Annotated in this window: 12 protein-coding genes; 4 read left to right on the top strand and 8 right to left on the bottom strand. The window is 73.4% G+C overall.

The window, feature by feature from the left end; translation table 11 throughout:
• Window positions 1–63: 63 nt before the first annotated feature.
• Window positions 64–2,472: an ABC transporter family substrate-binding protein gene (locus tag ABZ716_RS13195; RefSeq protein ID WP_358958650.1), complete on the bottom strand. Its 2,409-nt coding sequence runs from the start codon at window positions 2,470–2,472 to the stop codon at window positions 64–66.
• A gap of 359 nt (window positions 2,473–2,831) precedes the next feature.
• Between ABZ716_RS13195 and ABZ716_RS13190 the strand changes: the two genes are divergently transcribed.
• From ABZ716_RS13190 to ABZ716_RS13175, 4 genes are all read left to right on the top strand, one after another.
• Window positions 2,832–3,056 carry a hypothetical protein gene (locus tag ABZ716_RS13190; protein ID WP_358811074.1) on the top strand — a complete coding sequence of 75 codons (225 nt, stop codon included), beginning with the start codon at window positions 2,832–2,834 and terminating at the stop codon, window positions 3,054–3,056.
• 103 nt (window positions 3,057–3,159) lie between these two features.
• Window positions 3,160–3,984, top strand: coding sequence for a hypothetical protein (locus tag ABZ716_RS13185; RefSeq protein ID WP_358811075.1), 825 nt, complete (start codon window positions 3,160–3,162; stop codon window positions 3,982–3,984).
• A 1-nt stretch (window position 3,985) separates the two neighbouring features.
• On the top strand, window positions 3,986–5,890 hold the full coding sequence (locus ABZ716_RS13180) for a fumarate reductase/succinate dehydrogenase flavoprotein subunit (protein WP_358958648.1): 1,905 nt from the start codon (window positions 3,986–3,988) through the stop codon (window positions 5,888–5,890).
• The gene (locus ABZ716_RS13175; protein WP_358811077.1) at window positions 5,887–6,669 is read left to right on the top strand and encodes a succinate dehydrogenase/fumarate reductase iron-sulfur subunit; all 783 of its coding nucleotides are present in this window, start codon (window positions 5,887–5,889) and stop codon (window positions 6,667–6,669) included. Before ABZ716_RS13180 ends, ABZ716_RS13175 begins: the two co-directional genes overlap by 4 nt.
• 95 nt (window positions 6,670–6,764) lie before the next feature.
• On the opposite strand, the gene ABZ716_RS13170 is transcribed toward ABZ716_RS13175, so the two are convergent.
• The 7 genes from ABZ716_RS13170 to ABZ716_RS13140 form a co-directional block, all read right to left on the bottom strand.
• Complete coding sequence (locus ABZ716_RS13170) at window positions 6,765–9,329, bottom strand: SpoIIE family protein phosphatase (protein WP_358811195.1); 2,565 nt, start codon at window positions 9,327–9,329, stop codon at window positions 6,765–6,767.
• A gap of 244 nt (window positions 9,330–9,573) precedes the next feature.
• The gene (locus ABZ716_RS13165; protein WP_358811196.1) at window positions 9,574–10,002 is read right to left on the bottom strand and encodes an ATP-binding protein; all 429 of its coding nucleotides are present in this window, start codon (window positions 10,000–10,002) and stop codon (window positions 9,574–9,576) included.
• A 154-nt stretch (window positions 10,003–10,156) separates the two neighbouring features.
• Entirely contained in the window at window positions 10,157–10,645 is a 489-nt protein-coding gene (locus ABZ716_RS13160) for a (deoxy)nucleoside triphosphate pyrophosphohydrolase (RefSeq protein WP_358958645.1), read from the bottom strand.
• A gap of 32 nt (window positions 10,646–10,677) precedes the next feature.
• On the bottom strand, window positions 10,678–10,881 hold the full coding sequence (locus ABZ716_RS13155; RefSeq protein WP_358811079.1) for an SPOR domain-containing protein: 204 nt from the start codon (window positions 10,879–10,881) through the stop codon (window positions 10,678–10,680).
• 203 nt (window positions 10,882–11,084) lie between these two features.
• Window positions 11,085–11,840, bottom strand: a complete 756-nt coding sequence (locus tag ABZ716_RS13150; protein ID WP_358811080.1) for a GntR family transcriptional regulator — start codon at window positions 11,838–11,840, stop codon at window positions 11,085–11,087.
• A 159-nt stretch (window positions 11,841–11,999) separates the two neighbouring features.
• Window positions 12,000–13,148, bottom strand: coding sequence for a DUF4190 domain-containing protein (locus tag ABZ716_RS13145; RefSeq protein WP_358958642.1), 1,149 nt, complete (start codon window positions 13,146–13,148; stop codon window positions 12,000–12,002).
• A 189-nt stretch (window positions 13,149–13,337) separates the two neighbouring features.
• Window positions 13,338–14,912, bottom strand: coding sequence for a S8 family peptidase (locus ABZ716_RS13140; RefSeq protein ID WP_358958639.1), 1,575 nt, complete (start codon window positions 14,910–14,912; stop codon window positions 13,338–13,340).
• Window positions 14,913–14,976: the final 64 nt, after the last annotated feature.

The raw sequence follows: 14,976 nt of genomic DNA, 5'->3' as shown, positions 1-14,976 counted from the left end.
CGGCAGGCCCCGTTTTTTCACCACTTCTTCGCCCCGGCGTCTTCCGGCCACCGGCTGGTTCTCCTAGTTCTTCTCGTTCTTCTTGGCGTCCTTGGCGGCGGTCGGCTTCTTCCAGCCGATGTCCTGGAAGCGGGGCGCCCCGAGGCCGAAGGCTCCGGCGTTGGCCAGGCCCGCCTTGGCGGCGACCAGCTCGGGGCGCTGGTAGAGCGGGATGGAGCCGGCCGCCGCCCAGATCCGGGCGTCCGCCTTGCGCATCAGCTCGCGCGCCTTGGCCTCGTCCAGCTCGCCGGCCGCCTGGTCGAAGAGCTGGTCGATGTGGTCGGTGCCGACCCGGGTGTAGTTCTGCTCGACGAGCAGCGAGCCGTCGGCGGCCGGCTCCGGCTTGGCGAAGATGGGCCGGGCGTCGGTGGCCGGGAAGGCCGTGGTGGGCCAGGAGTACAGGGCCAGGTCGTACTGGCCGGAGGCGATGTGGTCCTTGAAGAAGCTCTCGTCCGGGACCTTGGTCGTCTGGGTGCTGATGCCGATCTTCTCCAGCGTGCGGGAGATCCGCTCGCCCACCGCGCGCAGCGCCTCCGAGCCGGGGCCGGCCGGAAGGACGAAGCGCAGGGTGAGCTGCTTGCCGTCCTTGGCGAGCATGGCGCCCGAGGTGCGCGGGGTGGTCTGCTTGGCGGGGGCCGGGGCCGGGGTGGCCCTGGCGGGCTCCTTCGCGTCCTCCTCGTCGCCCTCGGCCTCCGCCTTCTCCTGGGCGGCCGCGGCGGCCGCGCGCTTGCCGTCCTCGACGGCGCCCGCCTGGGCCCGCAGCGCCTCCTCCTGCTGCGCGGCCAGGGAGGCGGGGGCCAGCGCCGCGGCGGGCCGCTCACCGGGGGCGCCCAGGGCGGGCTCCCCCGCGAAGGCTGCCGGGCCCTCGGGGAACGCCCGCGGGCCCGCGACGAGGGGCGCGCGTCCCTGCGCCCGGCTCTGGCGGTCGGGGCGGTCCTTGCGCGCGGCGCCGTTGCGGCCGTCGTCCTGGCCCACGATGTACAGGCCGTCGTCGCCGGTGCCGTCGCCCGGTCCGGGCTTGGCGCCCTTCGGGGTCTTGGAGTCGTCCGTCGCGCCCTCGCCCTCCGGGCCCGCCTTCGCGGCCGGCTCGGTGAGCTTGCCGCCCTTGCGCCAGCCCGCGTCCGCGAGGAGGGCCTGGGCCGCGTGGGTGTCCTGGCCGCCGAGGGCGTCGCTGTTGTCGGCGTACGCCTGCTGCCCGGCCAGTGCCAGGTGGCTGCCGACGGGCTTGGCCGGCAGGCCGAGCGGCTTGAGGACGATCTCCGCGAGCTCCTTGCGGTCCAGGGCCCGGGCGATCGCCCGGCGGACCCGCTCGTCGGACAGCGGGCCGGAGGCCCCGTTCATGGCCAGCTGGGTGTACGAGGGCTCCAGCGACCTGCGGACCTCGAAGCCGCGCAGGGCCCCCTGCTCGTCGGCGTACTTCTTCGCCGCCTCGGCGTTCTTCTGCCGGTTCTCCTGCTCCTCCCTGGCCTTGGTCTCGTCGGCGCCGTGGGCCAGCGCCCAGGAGAGGGTGGCCTGCGCCGGGGTGAGGGAGGCACCCGGGCCGTGGCTGCCGTCCACGTGGCCGGCGTCGCGGTGGGCGAGGGCGATCCGGTCGGCGCCCGCGCGGTCGATCTCCGCCAGGTCCACCTTGCCCTCGGCCAGCGCGGCCGGGCGGCCGGCGCGGGGGACCGCCGTCAGGACCAGCGTGTCCAGCTTGGCGGGCCGGCCCCACCAGCGGGGGTTGCGGGTCAGGGCAGCGGTGCCGGTCTTCTTGTCGACGGCCCCGAGGTTGAAGGGTCCGGCGGTGGCCTTGAGGGCGCCGCGGGCCCCCTCGTTGAACGCCTCCGGGGTGCCCATGACCTGCTTGGGGTAGAGCGGGCTGAACAGGGAGCGCCAGTCCGCGTAGGGGCGCAGGAAGGTGACCTTGACCTCCAGGTCGTTCTTGCCGCGCTCGATCTTCTCGATCCGCTCGTAACCGGCGTTGCGCGCCGTCCAGTACGCCGAGTCCTTGCCGTTCAGGGCCCGCCACTGCGCCACGAAGTCGGGGGCGCCGATCTCCCGCCCGTCGCTCCACACCGCCTTCTGGTTCAGCTTGTACAGCACGACCTGCTTCGGCTCGCGCGCGACGACCTCGGCCTTCTCCAGGTAGTCGGGATTGGCCACCGGCCGCCCCTTGGCGTCCAGCGTGAACAGCTGGGGCAGGACCGCCCCGGTGATCCGGCTGGTGGTGGCGTCCGCGTCGGCCTGGAAGCTGTTGAGGGTCTCCGGCACGGAGTCCACCGCCCAGCGCAGGACCCCGCCGTCGGCGACCTGGTCGCGGGCCGTCAGCGCGATGTCCGGTCCGGCGGCGGCCGGCCCCCCGTCGTCCTCACCCGCCCCGCAGCCCGCGAGGAGCGGCAGCGCAAGGACTCCCGAGGTGAGGAGCGCCAAGGACCTGCGCGTTCTCTGGGTCATGGGTGGTACCTCCGGGGCGGGGCGTGGAGCCGTGAAAGAGAGGGGGCTTGATCACGTTCGGCGGTATATGGAGCTGATCACACTGCTGCCGGAACCCACTGAAATAGACGGCCCGCCACCTCCTCCGGAGCGGACCCGCGCCACGCCGCGAACCCCACCCGTGCGGACCAATCCCGGTTGCGGCCCGGACAGGCGTTCCCTCGTTCGAGGGATGAAAATGGGGGCAGGGAGGGGCGCACGGTTTGAGCCTGCGCGCCCGGAATCGCTGCGCGTCCCTTCACAACCGGGGACGGGAGGCGGGACACTCGCAGGCGCCCGTGAGCGTTGCCACCGCACCCCCGCGGAAGTGAGGTCACGTCATGTCCCTGCAAGACGATCTGACCGCCGTACGACGCAACCTGAACGAGCTGGTCCGCTCCGTGGAACGGCTGGAGCAGGACGTCGCCCGGCAGTCGCCGGGCGCCGCCCCCGCAGCGACCGGCCCCACCGGCATGGTCAGCGTCCCGGACACCCCGTACGACCGGTCCAAGTGGACGGACACCGACGACGAGGGCCTCGGCGTACGCGACCGCCGCGCCCCCTGACGCCCGCCACCGGACGCCGTCCGCACCCACCCCATCGGGCCCGGCCGCACGAGCGGCCGGGCCTCCTGGGCCACCCCTCCCCGCACTCCACCCGGAGTTCTCCTTGGCCACAGGCACGCAACCACCCCCGCAACGGCCCGGCGGGGTCCACTCCCCCGCCCGGGCGGCGATCGCGGCCCGGCACCTGCGGACCGACCGGTGGTGGCTGGCCCCCGCCGGCACCGCGGCCGGGCTGCTCGCCTTCGTCGTCTACTCGACCTGGCGGGCCTTCGCCAACGCCGACTACTACGCGGCCCCCTACGTCTCGCCGTTCTACTCGCCCTGCCTGGCGCAGAACTGCGCGACGATGCGCGGCGGCCCCAACCTGGACCTCTTCGGCAGCTGGTGGGGCCTGTCCCCCGCCCTGCTGATCCTGGTCTTCCCGCTCGGTTTCCGGCTGACCTGCTACTACTACCGCAAGGCGTACTACCGGGGCTTCTGGGCCTCGCCGCCCGCCTGCGCGGTCGCCGAACCGCACGCCGGGTACACGGGCGAGACCCGCTTCCCGCTCGTCCTGCAGAACGCGCACCGGTACTTCTTCTACGCGGCCGTGCCCGTAGCCGGGATCCTCACGTACGACACCGTGCTGACCTTCCGCGACGGGCACTACGCGTGGGGGCACATGGGGCTGGGGACCCTGCTGTTCCTGGTCAACATCGTGCTGATCTGGGCCTACACGCTCTCCTGCCACTCCTGCCGGCACATCATGGGCGGCCGCCTGCGGCACTTCTCCCGGCACCCGGTGCGCTACCGGCTGTGGAGCTGGACGAGCCGGCTCAACGCCCGCCACATGCAGCTCGCCTGGGCCTCCCTGATCAGCGTGGCCCTGTGCGACTTCTACGTCTACCTGCTGGCCACCGGCACCTTCACGGACCCGAGGTTCTTCTGAGATGACCCAAGTCGACCGGCAGCAGTGGGACGTGGTCGTGGTCGGCGCGGGCGGCGCCGGGCTGCGGGCCGCGATCGAGGCCCGGGAGCGGGGCGCCCGTACGGCGGTGATCTGCAAGTCCCTCTTCGGCAAGGCGCACACCGTCATGGCCGAGGGCGGGATCGCCGCCTCCATGGGCAACGCCAACCCGCACGACAACTGGCAGGTCCACTTCCGCGACACCATGCGCGGCGGGAAGTTCCTCAACCAGTGGCGGATGGCCGAGCTGCACGCCAAGGAGGCCCCGGACCGGGTGTGGGAGCTGGAGACCTGGGGCGCGCTCTTCGACCGGACGCCCGACGGGAGGATCTCTCAGCGCAACTTCGGCGGCCACGAGTACCCGCGCCTCGCGCACGTCGGCGACCGGACCGGGCTGGAGCTGATCCGCACCCTCCAGCAGAAGATCGTCCAGCTCCAGCAGGAGGACTTCCGGGAGTACGGGGACCACGAGGCCCGGCTCAAGGTGTTCCAGGAGTGCACGGTCACCCGGGTCTTGAAGGACGGGCAGAGGGTCTCGGGGGCCTTCTGCTACGAGCGCGAGAGCGGTCGCTTCTTCGTGCTGGAGGCCCCGGCGGTGGTGCTGGCCACGGGCGGCATCGGCAAGTCCTTCAAGACCACCTCCAACTCCTGGGAGTACACCGGCGACGGCCACGCGCTGGCCCTGCTCGCCGGGGCGCCCCTGCTCAACATGGAGTTCGTGCAGTTCCACCCCACGGGCATGGTCTGGCCCCCGTCCGTGAAGGGCATCCTCGTCACGGAATCGGTCCGCGGCGACGGCGGGGTGCTGCGCAACAGCGAGGGCGAGCGGTTCATGTTCGACTACGTCCCGGACGTCTTCAAGGAGAAGTACGCCGAGACGGAGGAGGAGGGCGACCGCTGGTACGAGGACCCCGACCACAACCGGCGCCCGCCCGAGCTGCTGCCCCGCGACGAGGTGGCCCGGGCCATCAACTCCGAGGTGAAGGCCGGCCGCGGCTCCCCGCACGGCGGGGTGTTCCTGGACGTGTCCACCCGGATGCCCGCCGAGAAGATCAGGCGCCGGCTGCCGTCGATGTACCACCAGTTCAAGGAGCTGGCGGACGTGGACATCACCGCCGAGCCGATGGAGGTCGGGCCGACCTGCCACTACGTGATGGGCGGGATCGCGGTCGACTCCGACACCGCCGCCACGGCCGGGGTGCCGGGGCTGTTCGCGGCCGGTGAGGTCGCGGGCGGGATGCACGGCTCGAACCGGCTCGGCGGGAACTCCCTCTCCGACCTGCTGGTCTTCGGCCGCCGGGCCGGGCTGCACGCGGCACTGTACGCACAGGGCCTCGCCGGCACTCCGCCCGCCGTCTCCCAGGAGCAGATCGACGCGGCCGCCGCCGAGGCGCTGGCCCCCTTCCGGGCCGACGCGGGCGCGGAGAACCCGTACACGCTCCACCAGGAGCTCCAGACGACCATGAACGACCTGGTCGGCATCATCCGCCGCGAGGCCGAGATGGCCGAGGCCCTGGAGCGGCTGTCCGCCCTGCGCGTACGGGCCGCGCGCGCCGGCGTCGAGGGGCACCGGCAGTTCAACCCGGGCTGGCACCTGGCGCTGGACCTGCGGAACATGCTGCTGGTCAGCGAGTGCGTGGCCCGCGCGGCCCTGGAGCGCACCGAGAGCCGGGGCGGGCACACCCGCGAGGACTGCCCGTCGATGGAGCGGCAGTGGCGGCCGGTGAACCTGCTGTGCCGCCCCGTGGACCCGGCCCCGGCCGATCCGGCCGCCGGCCGGATCGCCCTCGAACGGGTGCGGACCGAACCCATCCGCCCCGACCTGCTCGCGCTGTTCGAGAAGGACGAGCTGGCGAAGTACCTCGCCGAAGAGGAGCTGCACGGATGACCACCTACGACGCCCGCTTCCGGGTCTGGCGGGGCGACGCGGACGGCGGTGACCTGCGGGACTTCACCGTCGAGGTGCACGACGGGGAGGTGGTGCTGGACATCGTCCACCGGCTCCAGGCGACGCAGGCCCCCGACCTGGCGGTGCGCTGGAACTGCAAGGCGGGCAAGTGCGGCTCGTGCAGCGCGGAGATCAACGGGCGGCCGCGGCTGATGTGCATGACCCGGATGTCGGTCTTCGACCGCTCCGAGACGGTCACGATCACCCCGCTGCGGGCCTTCCCTGTGGTGCGGGACCTGGTGACGGACGTGTCCTTCAACTACGAGAAGGCGCGCACGGTCCCGTCGTTCGTCCCGCCCGCCGGGCTGGCGCCGGGCGAGTACCGGATGCGGCAGGTGGACGTGGAACGCTCGCAGGAGTTCCGCAAGTGCATCGAGTGCTTCCTGTGCCAGGACACCTGCCACGTGGTGCGCGACCACGAGGAGAACAAGACCGTCTTCGCCGGACCGCGCTTCCTGATGCGGATCGCCGAGCTGGACATGCACCCCCTGGACGCGGCCGAGGAGGCGGGCCTGGACCGCAAGCGCACGGCCCAGGAGGAGCACGGGCTGGGCTACTGCAACATCACCAAGTGCTGCACGGAGGTCTGCCCCGAGGGCATCAGGATCACCGACAACGCCCTGATCCCGCTGAAGGAACGGGCCGTGGACCGCAAGTACGACCCCCTGGTCTGGCTGGGCAGCAAGATCCGCCGCCGCTCGCCCTCCGACCCCCGGTAGTCCGGTCCGCGAGGGATCCCGCCCCCTGCACCACCGTCGGATGACGTGGTGTCAGGGGGCTTCGCGATGGGCGGAGTCCAGGGCGGGGCCGCCCCTCACCCGTACATGCTGAGCAGCTGCTCCGCCGAGAGTTCCGTCGAGCTCTCGCCCACCGCTCCGCCGGGGATGGGGAGGGGGAGTTCGAACCAGACCGTCTTGCCGCGGTGCGTGCGGCGCGTGCCCCAGCCGGCCGCCAGGAGGCCGACCAGTTGCAGGCCCCGGCCGCCCTCGTCGGTGTCGCGGGCGCGGCGGCGGCGGGGCTGGGCGAGGTTGGCGTCCCAGACCTCGCAGACCAGCGTCCGGTCGAGCAGCAGCCGGAGCCGGATCTCGCCCTCCCCGTACCGCAGGGCGTTGGTGACGAGTTCGCTGACCAGCAGTTCGGTGGTGTCGAGCAGGCCCTCCAGGCCCCAGGCGGGCAGCTTGGTCCGGGCCAGTTCGCGGGCGCGGCCCACCGAGCGGGCCTCGCGGGGCAGCTGCCAGTCGCCGACGGCGTCCACCGGCAGGCCCTGGACGCGGGCCATCAGCAGGGCGATGTCGTCCTCCCCGTGGCGGGTGTGGAGGGTGTCCAGGACGTGGTCGCAGACCTCCTCCAGCGGGCGGGACGGGTCGGCGACCGCGCCGCGCAGTCCGCGCAGCCCCTCCTCCAGGGGGTGGTCGCGGGATTCCACGAGCCCGTCGGTGTAGAGGGCGAGCAGCGCTCCTTCGGGGAGTTCGACCTCGACCTCCTCGAAGGGTTCGCCGCCCACCCCGAGCGGCATGCCGGTCGGGATCTCCAGCAGCAGGCCGGGGCGCGGGGCGTTGCCCTCCTCGGCGGGTTCGACCAGGACGGGCGGCATGTGGCCGGCGTTGGCGATGGTGCAGCGCCGGGTCACCGGGTCGTAGACGGCGTAGACGCAGGTGGCGAGGTAGACCTCGGAGCGGTCGGCGTCGCGGGAGTGCAGGGCCGAGCGGGACGCCTGCTGGGCGCCGCCGGGGGCGCCGAGGCCGCGGGCGACCTCGTCGAGGGCGGTGAGCACCTCGGCCGGTTCCAGGTCCAGCAGCGCGAGGGTGCGTACGGCGGTCCGCAGTTCGCCCATGGCGACGGCGGCGCGCAGCCCGCGGCCCATGACGTCGCCGACGACGAGGGCGGTGCGGTGTCCGGGCAGTTCGATGACGTCGAACCAGTCGCCGCCGACCTCGGTCGCGGCGTTGCCGGGCAGGTAGCGGCAGGCGATGTCCAGGCCGGCCGCCTCGGGGTCGCCGGGGGGCAGCAGGCTGCGCTGGAGGATCAGCGCCCGTTCGTGCTCGCGCCGGTAGAGGCGTGCGTTGTCGATGCAGACGGCGGCGCGGGCGGCCAGTTCGACGGCGACGGCCCGGTCCCGTTCGCCGAAGGGCTCGCTGCCCTTGGTACGGGAGAACTGGGCGAGGCCGACGACCGTGTCATGGGCGACCATCGGCACGATCAGGGTCGACTGGACGCGGTCGTCCGATCCCCCGCCCTCGATCAGCCGGGTCCGCGCGGTGCGCAGGGCGACGGCCCCCGGGGAGGCGGCGGGGTAGCGGTGGGTCTCCCCGACGGCGGCCGGCGCGCCCGGCCCCGACAGCGGGGCGTCGGAGACGGCGGAGGCGAAGGCCACGCGCCGCAGCGGCGCCGAGGGGGCGCGGCGGGCGCCCTGCCCGGGCAGGGAGGGCAGTCCGGGGCCCTGGGGGCGGGCGGGGCGGTCGTCGTCGCCGAGCAGGAGCCCCTCGTAGAGGTCGACGGCGGCCAGGTCGCAGAAGCCGGGGACGGTGACGTCGAGGAGTTCGCGGGCGGTGGTCTCCAGGTCGAGGGAGTTGCCGATGCGGTGGCCGGCCTCGTTGAGGAGGGCCAGGTTGCGGCGGACGCCGGCGGCCTCGCGGGCGGCGAGGTGGCGGCGGGTGACGTCGGTGCCGAGGCCGGCGATGCCGATCGGGCGGCCGGTCCCGTCGTGGACCCGGTAGAGGTTGATGGACCAGTGCCGGTTCTCGCGGCTGCCGGGGGCCGAGCCGGTGATCCTGAAGTCGGTGACGGACTGCCCGGTGTCCAGTACCCGGCGCAGGGCGGCCGTCATCCGGTCGGCCTCGTGCGCGGGCAGGTAGTCGTGGACGGTGCGGCCCCGGTGTTCCTCCACGGCGCCTCCGAACACGGTGGCGAAGCGGCGGTTGGCGCGCCGCACGGTGAGGTCGGTGCCGAAGAGCAGGAAGCCGAAGGGAGATTGGCCGAATATGGCCTGCGACGCGGCGAGGTCGGACTCGATGCGGCGCAGGGCGCGGACATCGACCACGACGCAGAGCGCGGCCCGCGCTCCGGTACCGGTCTGGGTCGGCATCACGTAGATCTCGGCCACGCCGTGGGCGCCGTTCCCGCCCGGGATGCGGAAGGGGACCAGGCCCGTCCACTCCTTGCCGTCGAGGATCTCGGCGACCTTGCGGCGGCCGCCGTCGCGCAGCTCGGGCGGCATGAACGCCTCGACCGGATCCCGTCCCACCGCCTGGGCTGCGGGAAGTCCGAACAGCTCCTCGGCGCGCAGGCTCCACTGGTCGATGAGCCCGTCAGGGCCGATCGAGAACGATGCGACCTTTATGTAGTCATATATCGAGCCAGGCGGACTGCTGTGCCACAAGGAGTCGTGCCACGACTCCCCGGGCACACGGGTCTGATGTGCCTGCGCAGGTATCTCGCTCACGCGACCGTCCCCTCCAGCTCACCGCAACCGGACCGGCCATGACCGAAGTATTCAGCACCACGGCCCGGTACGGCACGGCGTTCACGATCACAAAAGGGTCCCGTTGTTTTCCGGCCACGTCCGGCGGTCATCCCTGACGCGCTCCGGGAGACCCCTGCCGCCCTTCTCGCCCTTCTCCTTGTTACTCACCAGGAAGAGCCAACTCGAACCACACCGTCTTCCCCGACTTTCCGTGCCGGGTGCCCCAGCGCCGCGCGGAGACGGCGACGAGGTGCAGTCCGCGTCCGCCCTCGTCCTCGGCGTCGGCGACCCGTTCGCGGGGCGGATCCGGAAGCGGATCAGAGACCTCCACGAGCAGCGCGGGGCCGCCCGCGAGCCCCTCCTCGGCGGGAGCGCGCCGCTCCAGCCGGACCCCGATCGGGCCGGAGGCGTAGCGCAGGGAGTTGGTGACAAGCTCACTGACCAGCAGGACGGTCACATCTCCGACGGCGTCCAGGCCCCAGGAACGGAGGGCGCCGCGCACGGCGTGGCGGGCGGTGCGGACGGCACCGGGCTCGGCGGGGAAGGCCCACTCGGCACACTCACCGTCTGTGTCGATCACGCCGATCACTTCCCGGGCCACCAGCGACCCCAGTCAGGTTCGTCGGGGACGAATGGGGGACGAGATAGGGACTAATAGCGACATACCCGATATTTGGGGCGCCGTACCACCCGATCCGCCACCCAACGGCGCACTGTGGCGCAGACGGACTAGAACGCGAGCGTCATGCGCCCCGGTGCGCCCCGTCCGCTCCCCGGCCGCCGTGCGCACCGGGCTCGCCGGGGCCACCGGCGCCGCCGGGAGCGGCGAGCCCGTCGCGACCGGCGCCGAGTCTGCGGCCGGCCTCGGCGACGAACGGCCGGTCCTGGTCGAGCCAGTCGACGGAGTCCAGCTCGTGCGGGGCCAGCCAGCGCAGCTCGTCGTGGTCCTCCAGCGGGGCGGGCTCGCCGGAGAGCAGCCGGGCGGTCCACACGTGCAGCACGAGGCCGGGCTTCAGCGGCCACTCCCCCGGGATCCGCTCCAGCGCCTCCGTCTCGACGCCGAGTTCCTCGCGCAGCTCGCGCACCAGTGCCTCGGGCACCGTCTCGCCCGGCTCCGCCTTGCCGCCGGGGAGCTCCCAGCGGCCGGCGAGCTCCGGGGGCGCGCTGCGGCGGGCGGCCAGCAGGCGCCCGTCACGACAGAGGGCTCCGCCCACGACCACGCGTACCGTCATGGACGGAGCCTATGCCAGGCCCTGGCGGGCCTTCAGTTCCGCGTCGTGGCGGCCGGGCTGCTGTCCGCCTGGCCGAGCCGCTCGACCCAGTAGAGCTGCTTGTGCCCCCGGTCCTCGAAGACGTCGACGACCTTCTGGGCCTCGGCCCGGGTGGCGTACCGGCCCACCCGGTAGCGGTTGCCGTTGTCGTCCTGACGTATGACCAGCCATGGAAGCAGGGCACCGCTGTCGTTCATCGCGCTCCACCCTCCGCCGATGTTCCTGCCCAGGAAACCGCATTGCGCATATGCCCGAGCTTACGCCCGACCTTCACTGAGCGGATACGGGTTTTCACGAAGAGATACCTGGGGGGCGTACGCATCCGGCCAGGCGTGCGAAAGCGCCGCCGGGGCGCGAAAGCGACCCCGGCGGCGCTCGGCGAGCTACCGGCAGAGACGGCCTAGCGGCGGACGGGCAGGTGGTAGGAGAGCCGGTAGCGGTCCGCCGGGACGACCACGTCAGCCGTCTCCACGGGCCGCCCCGAGGCGTAGTAGGTCCGCGACACCACCAGCACCACGTGCCCGGGCACCCCGCCGAGCGTCATGTTCTCCTCCGCCAGGCCCGGCCGCGCTCCGACCTCCTCGACCACGTTGTCCACGACCACGTCGATGGCCGCCATGCGGTCGACCACCCCGGAGCCGCCCAGCGGGCCCTCCTCCGGCAGCATCACCGGGGTCCGGCCGGTCACGGACAGCGGCTCCCAGGAGGTGGACAGCATCATCGCCTCGCCCGCGTCACGGAAGACGTACCGGGTGCGCATGACCCGGTCCCCCGGTGCGATGCCCAGGCGCTGCGCGATGTCCGCCGGCGCCTCCGTCTGCTCGCTGCTGGACTCCCACGTCCCCTGCGCGCCGGACTCCGCCTGCTCCTGCCGGAACGGCGTCGAGGCCCCGCCCGTGCGGTAGCCGGAGCGCGCGACCCGGCGCGGGACCGGCTGCTCGCGCACGTACGTACCGGACCCGGACCGGCCCTCGACCAGACCCTCCGCCATGAGGACCTTGCGCGCCTCCAGGGCGACGGTGTCGGAGACCCCGTACTCCTCGCGGATGCGGGCCTGGGAAGGGAGCCGGGTGTGCGGGGGCAGGGACCCATCGACGATCTTCCGTCGCAGATCACCGGCCACGCGAAGATAGGCCGGCTGCTCACCGAAAGTCACGGGCCACTCCCATCAGGTTGACAGACAGCTACAGCCTGGCAACCCGCTGTTCAGCTGTGCAAGCGCGGGCCAGGGTTTCACCCGATGTGATGAAGCCTGGTCACTCAAACCCCTTACCCGGCGTTACCCTCAGGGCCCTCTTCCCCGCCCTCGCCGGCCTCACGCCGAGTCGGCCGAGGGCCCCCGCCCCGCCCCCTCCGGGTTGTCCTCCAGCCACTCGGGAACCCGCGTCGACAGCCCGTACGCCCCCCGCAGGACCTTCTCCGAGCCGGTCGTCAGCGCCCGCTCCGCCGCGACCCGCGCCTGCGCGAACTCGGCCGGCCGGGCCGCCCGCGACGCCCGCTGCCACTGCGCCCGCGCCGCCGCCAGCTCCCTCAGCCGGGCCTGCGCCTGCGGGTGAGCGGCGACGGCCCGCCCCAGTACGGCCTCCTCCGCGGCCAGCGCCTCGTCGACCTCGCGCGCCCACGCCCGGTACTGCGGCAGCGCCCCGGCGAGGTCCCCCTCGGGCGGCCGCCCCAGCGCCCCGTCGGCCGCGTTGAGGGCGGTCAGCAGGGAGACCTGTTCCGGCGTCAGCATCCCCGCGTCCTTGCGCAGGCTCCCCTGGTGCTCGTGCCCCGCCGTGCCGATCACGCAGATCAGCCGCCGGTCGCCCGCCCGCCACGCTTCGCGCGTGGGGGCGAAGTAGTACATCTCCGCGTAGTCGGGCAGGGCCCAGCTGTCCATCGCGTACGCGTCCTGCGCCTTCCAGCACGCCTCCGTGGCCGTGTCCTTGAGCGTGGCGGCGCCCGGGAAGGCTCCGGGGGCGAGCGTCGAGGCGGAGGTCACCTCGGCGTCGTGCGTCTGCGCGCAGTCGGTCCGGTAGGTGAAGGGCGTCTCGTCGAGGAGGTCGCCGCCGGGGACGTTGAAGCAGTCGCCCTCCCGCAGCCGGTCCATGTCCGTCAGCTGGCCCTCGACCGGCTCCGGCTCCCGCCGCGAGGCCAGGTGCTCCAGGACCGGCCCCGCGAGACCGGCCACCCCGTAGAGCAGCACCGCCGTCGTGGCCAGGGAGACCGCCAGACCGGTGAACGCCAGCGCCCTGCCCCGTTCGCCCCGGCGCCGGATCTGCGCCAGCGCGACCAGGGCGAAGACGACGCCGAGCGGCGGGAGGCAGAGCAGCCCGACCAGCAGGGAGGCGAGGGCGAAACCGTTCAGCGCCGGCGGCGCGGGCGGCCCCGGCGGCACCCCCCAGCCCGGCCGCGGCGGCGCCGGCGGCGGCCAGGCGGGGCCGGGACCGGCAGGACGGGGCGGCTGCGGGGGCGGGGTGCTCACCGGGTGGGGTGCTCCATCACGGGGGCTCGGATACGGCTGCGCGGGGTCGGCCGCGCGGAGGAACGGCCGCGCCGGGCCTGCCGCGAACGGCTGCCCGAATAGTACGCAGCGGGGGCGGCCGGTCCACCGGTCGCCCCCGCCTTCACCGCGCGGCCCGCCCCGGGACCGCGCGTCATCCCTCCGGGCAGGTCAGAACTGCAGCGCCCAGGAGTCGATCTTGCCGGTGTCGGCGGCCGCGTTGTCGTTCACGCGCAGCTTCCAGACCCCGTTGGCGACCTCGGACGAGGCGTTGACCGTGACGGTCCTGACGATGTCGTCCGCGCTCCCGCCGGTGCGGTTGTGCAGGTTGTAGAGGGTGCCGTCGGGGGCGACCAGGTCCACCTTCAGGTCACCGATGTAGGTGTGCTTGATGTCCACCGACACGCCCAGCGTCGCCGGGGCGTTGCCGGAGACCCCGCTGACGGTGATCGGGGACTCGACCGTGGCGTTGTCGGCCACCGCGTAGTCGGCGGTGTTCTCGAAGCGCGGGCCGCTCGGCGGGGTGGTGCCCGCGCCGGTGTTCAGCAGGCGGTTGGGCGAGCCGGTGCCCGGGCCCGTCACCACGTTCGGAGTGGCGGCCGCGACCAGGCCGTCACGGACCTGCGCCGGGGTGGCCGAGGGGTTCTGCGAGAGGTAGAGGGCGGCCGCGCCGACGACGTGCGGGGTGGCCATCGACGTCCCCGAGATGGTGTTCGTCGCGGTGTCGCCCGTGCCCCACGAGGAGGTGATGGAGGAGCCCGGTGCGAAGAGGTCCAGGACGGACCCGTAGTTGGAGTAGCTCGCCTTGGCGTCCGTGCTGGTCGTGGCGCCGACGGTGATGGCCTCGGCCACGCGCGCCGGGGACTTGGTGGAGGCGTCGGTGGACTCGTTGCCTGCCGCGACCCCGTAGGTGATGCCGGACGCGATGGAGTTGCGTACGGCGGTGTCGAGCGCGGAGTCGGCCCCGCCGCCCAGCGACATGTTGGCCACGGCGGGCTTGACGGCGTTGCGGGTCACCCAGTCGATGCCCGCGACCACCTGGGCGGTCGTACCGGAGCCGTTGTTGTCGAGCACGCGGACGCCGACGATCTTCGCCTTCTTGGCGACGCCGTAGCTGCTGCCCGCCACGGTGCCGGCCACGTGGGTGCCGTGGCCGTGGCCGTCCTGGGCGGTGTTGTCGTTGTCGATGGCGTCGTAGCCGTAGGAGGCGCGGCCGGCCAGGTCCTGGTGGGTGATCCGCACTCCGGTGTCGATGATGTACGCGGTGACGCCCTCGCCCGCCTTGTCCGGGTAGGTGTAGCCCTGGTCGAGGGGGAGTGCCCGCTGGTCGATCCGGTCCAGGCCCCAGGACGGCGGGCCGGGCTGGGTGCCGTCGACGGTGAAGGTGCGGTTCTGCACCACCGAGGCGACCGCCGGGTCGGCGGCGAGCCTCTTCGCCTGCGCCTCGGAGACCTCGACGGAGTAGCCGTTGAGGGCGGCGCTGTAGGTGCGGTCGATCCTCGCGCCGTACCGGTGGGCGACGGCCTTGCCGCTGTCGGCGGTGGAACGGGCGGCGGAGTCCTTCAGGGTGACGATGTAGCTGCCGGGGACGGCCCCGGCGGCGCCGGCGTTCTCGATGACGCCCTGGGGGCCGCCGGCGGCGGACGCGGCCGGGGCGGGCAGCGCGGCGGCCGCGCCGAGCGCGAGGGCCACGACGGCGGTCGCGATGCCGGCGGTCTTCCGGCGGGTGTGACGCATCACGGACATGTGAGGGGTCCTCCTCATAGGCGGTGCGCTGCGTGGGGGGTGCGTGGGCCGGCGGGAGGCGCAC

The organism is Streptomyces sp. NPDC006687, from assembly GCF_040636215.1.
GTDB lineage: Bacteria > Actinomycetota > Actinomycetes > Streptomycetales > Streptomycetaceae > Streptomyces.
The sequence above is the reverse complement of the archived record's forward strand: the minus strand, read 5'-3'. Positions and strand labels throughout refer to the sequence as shown.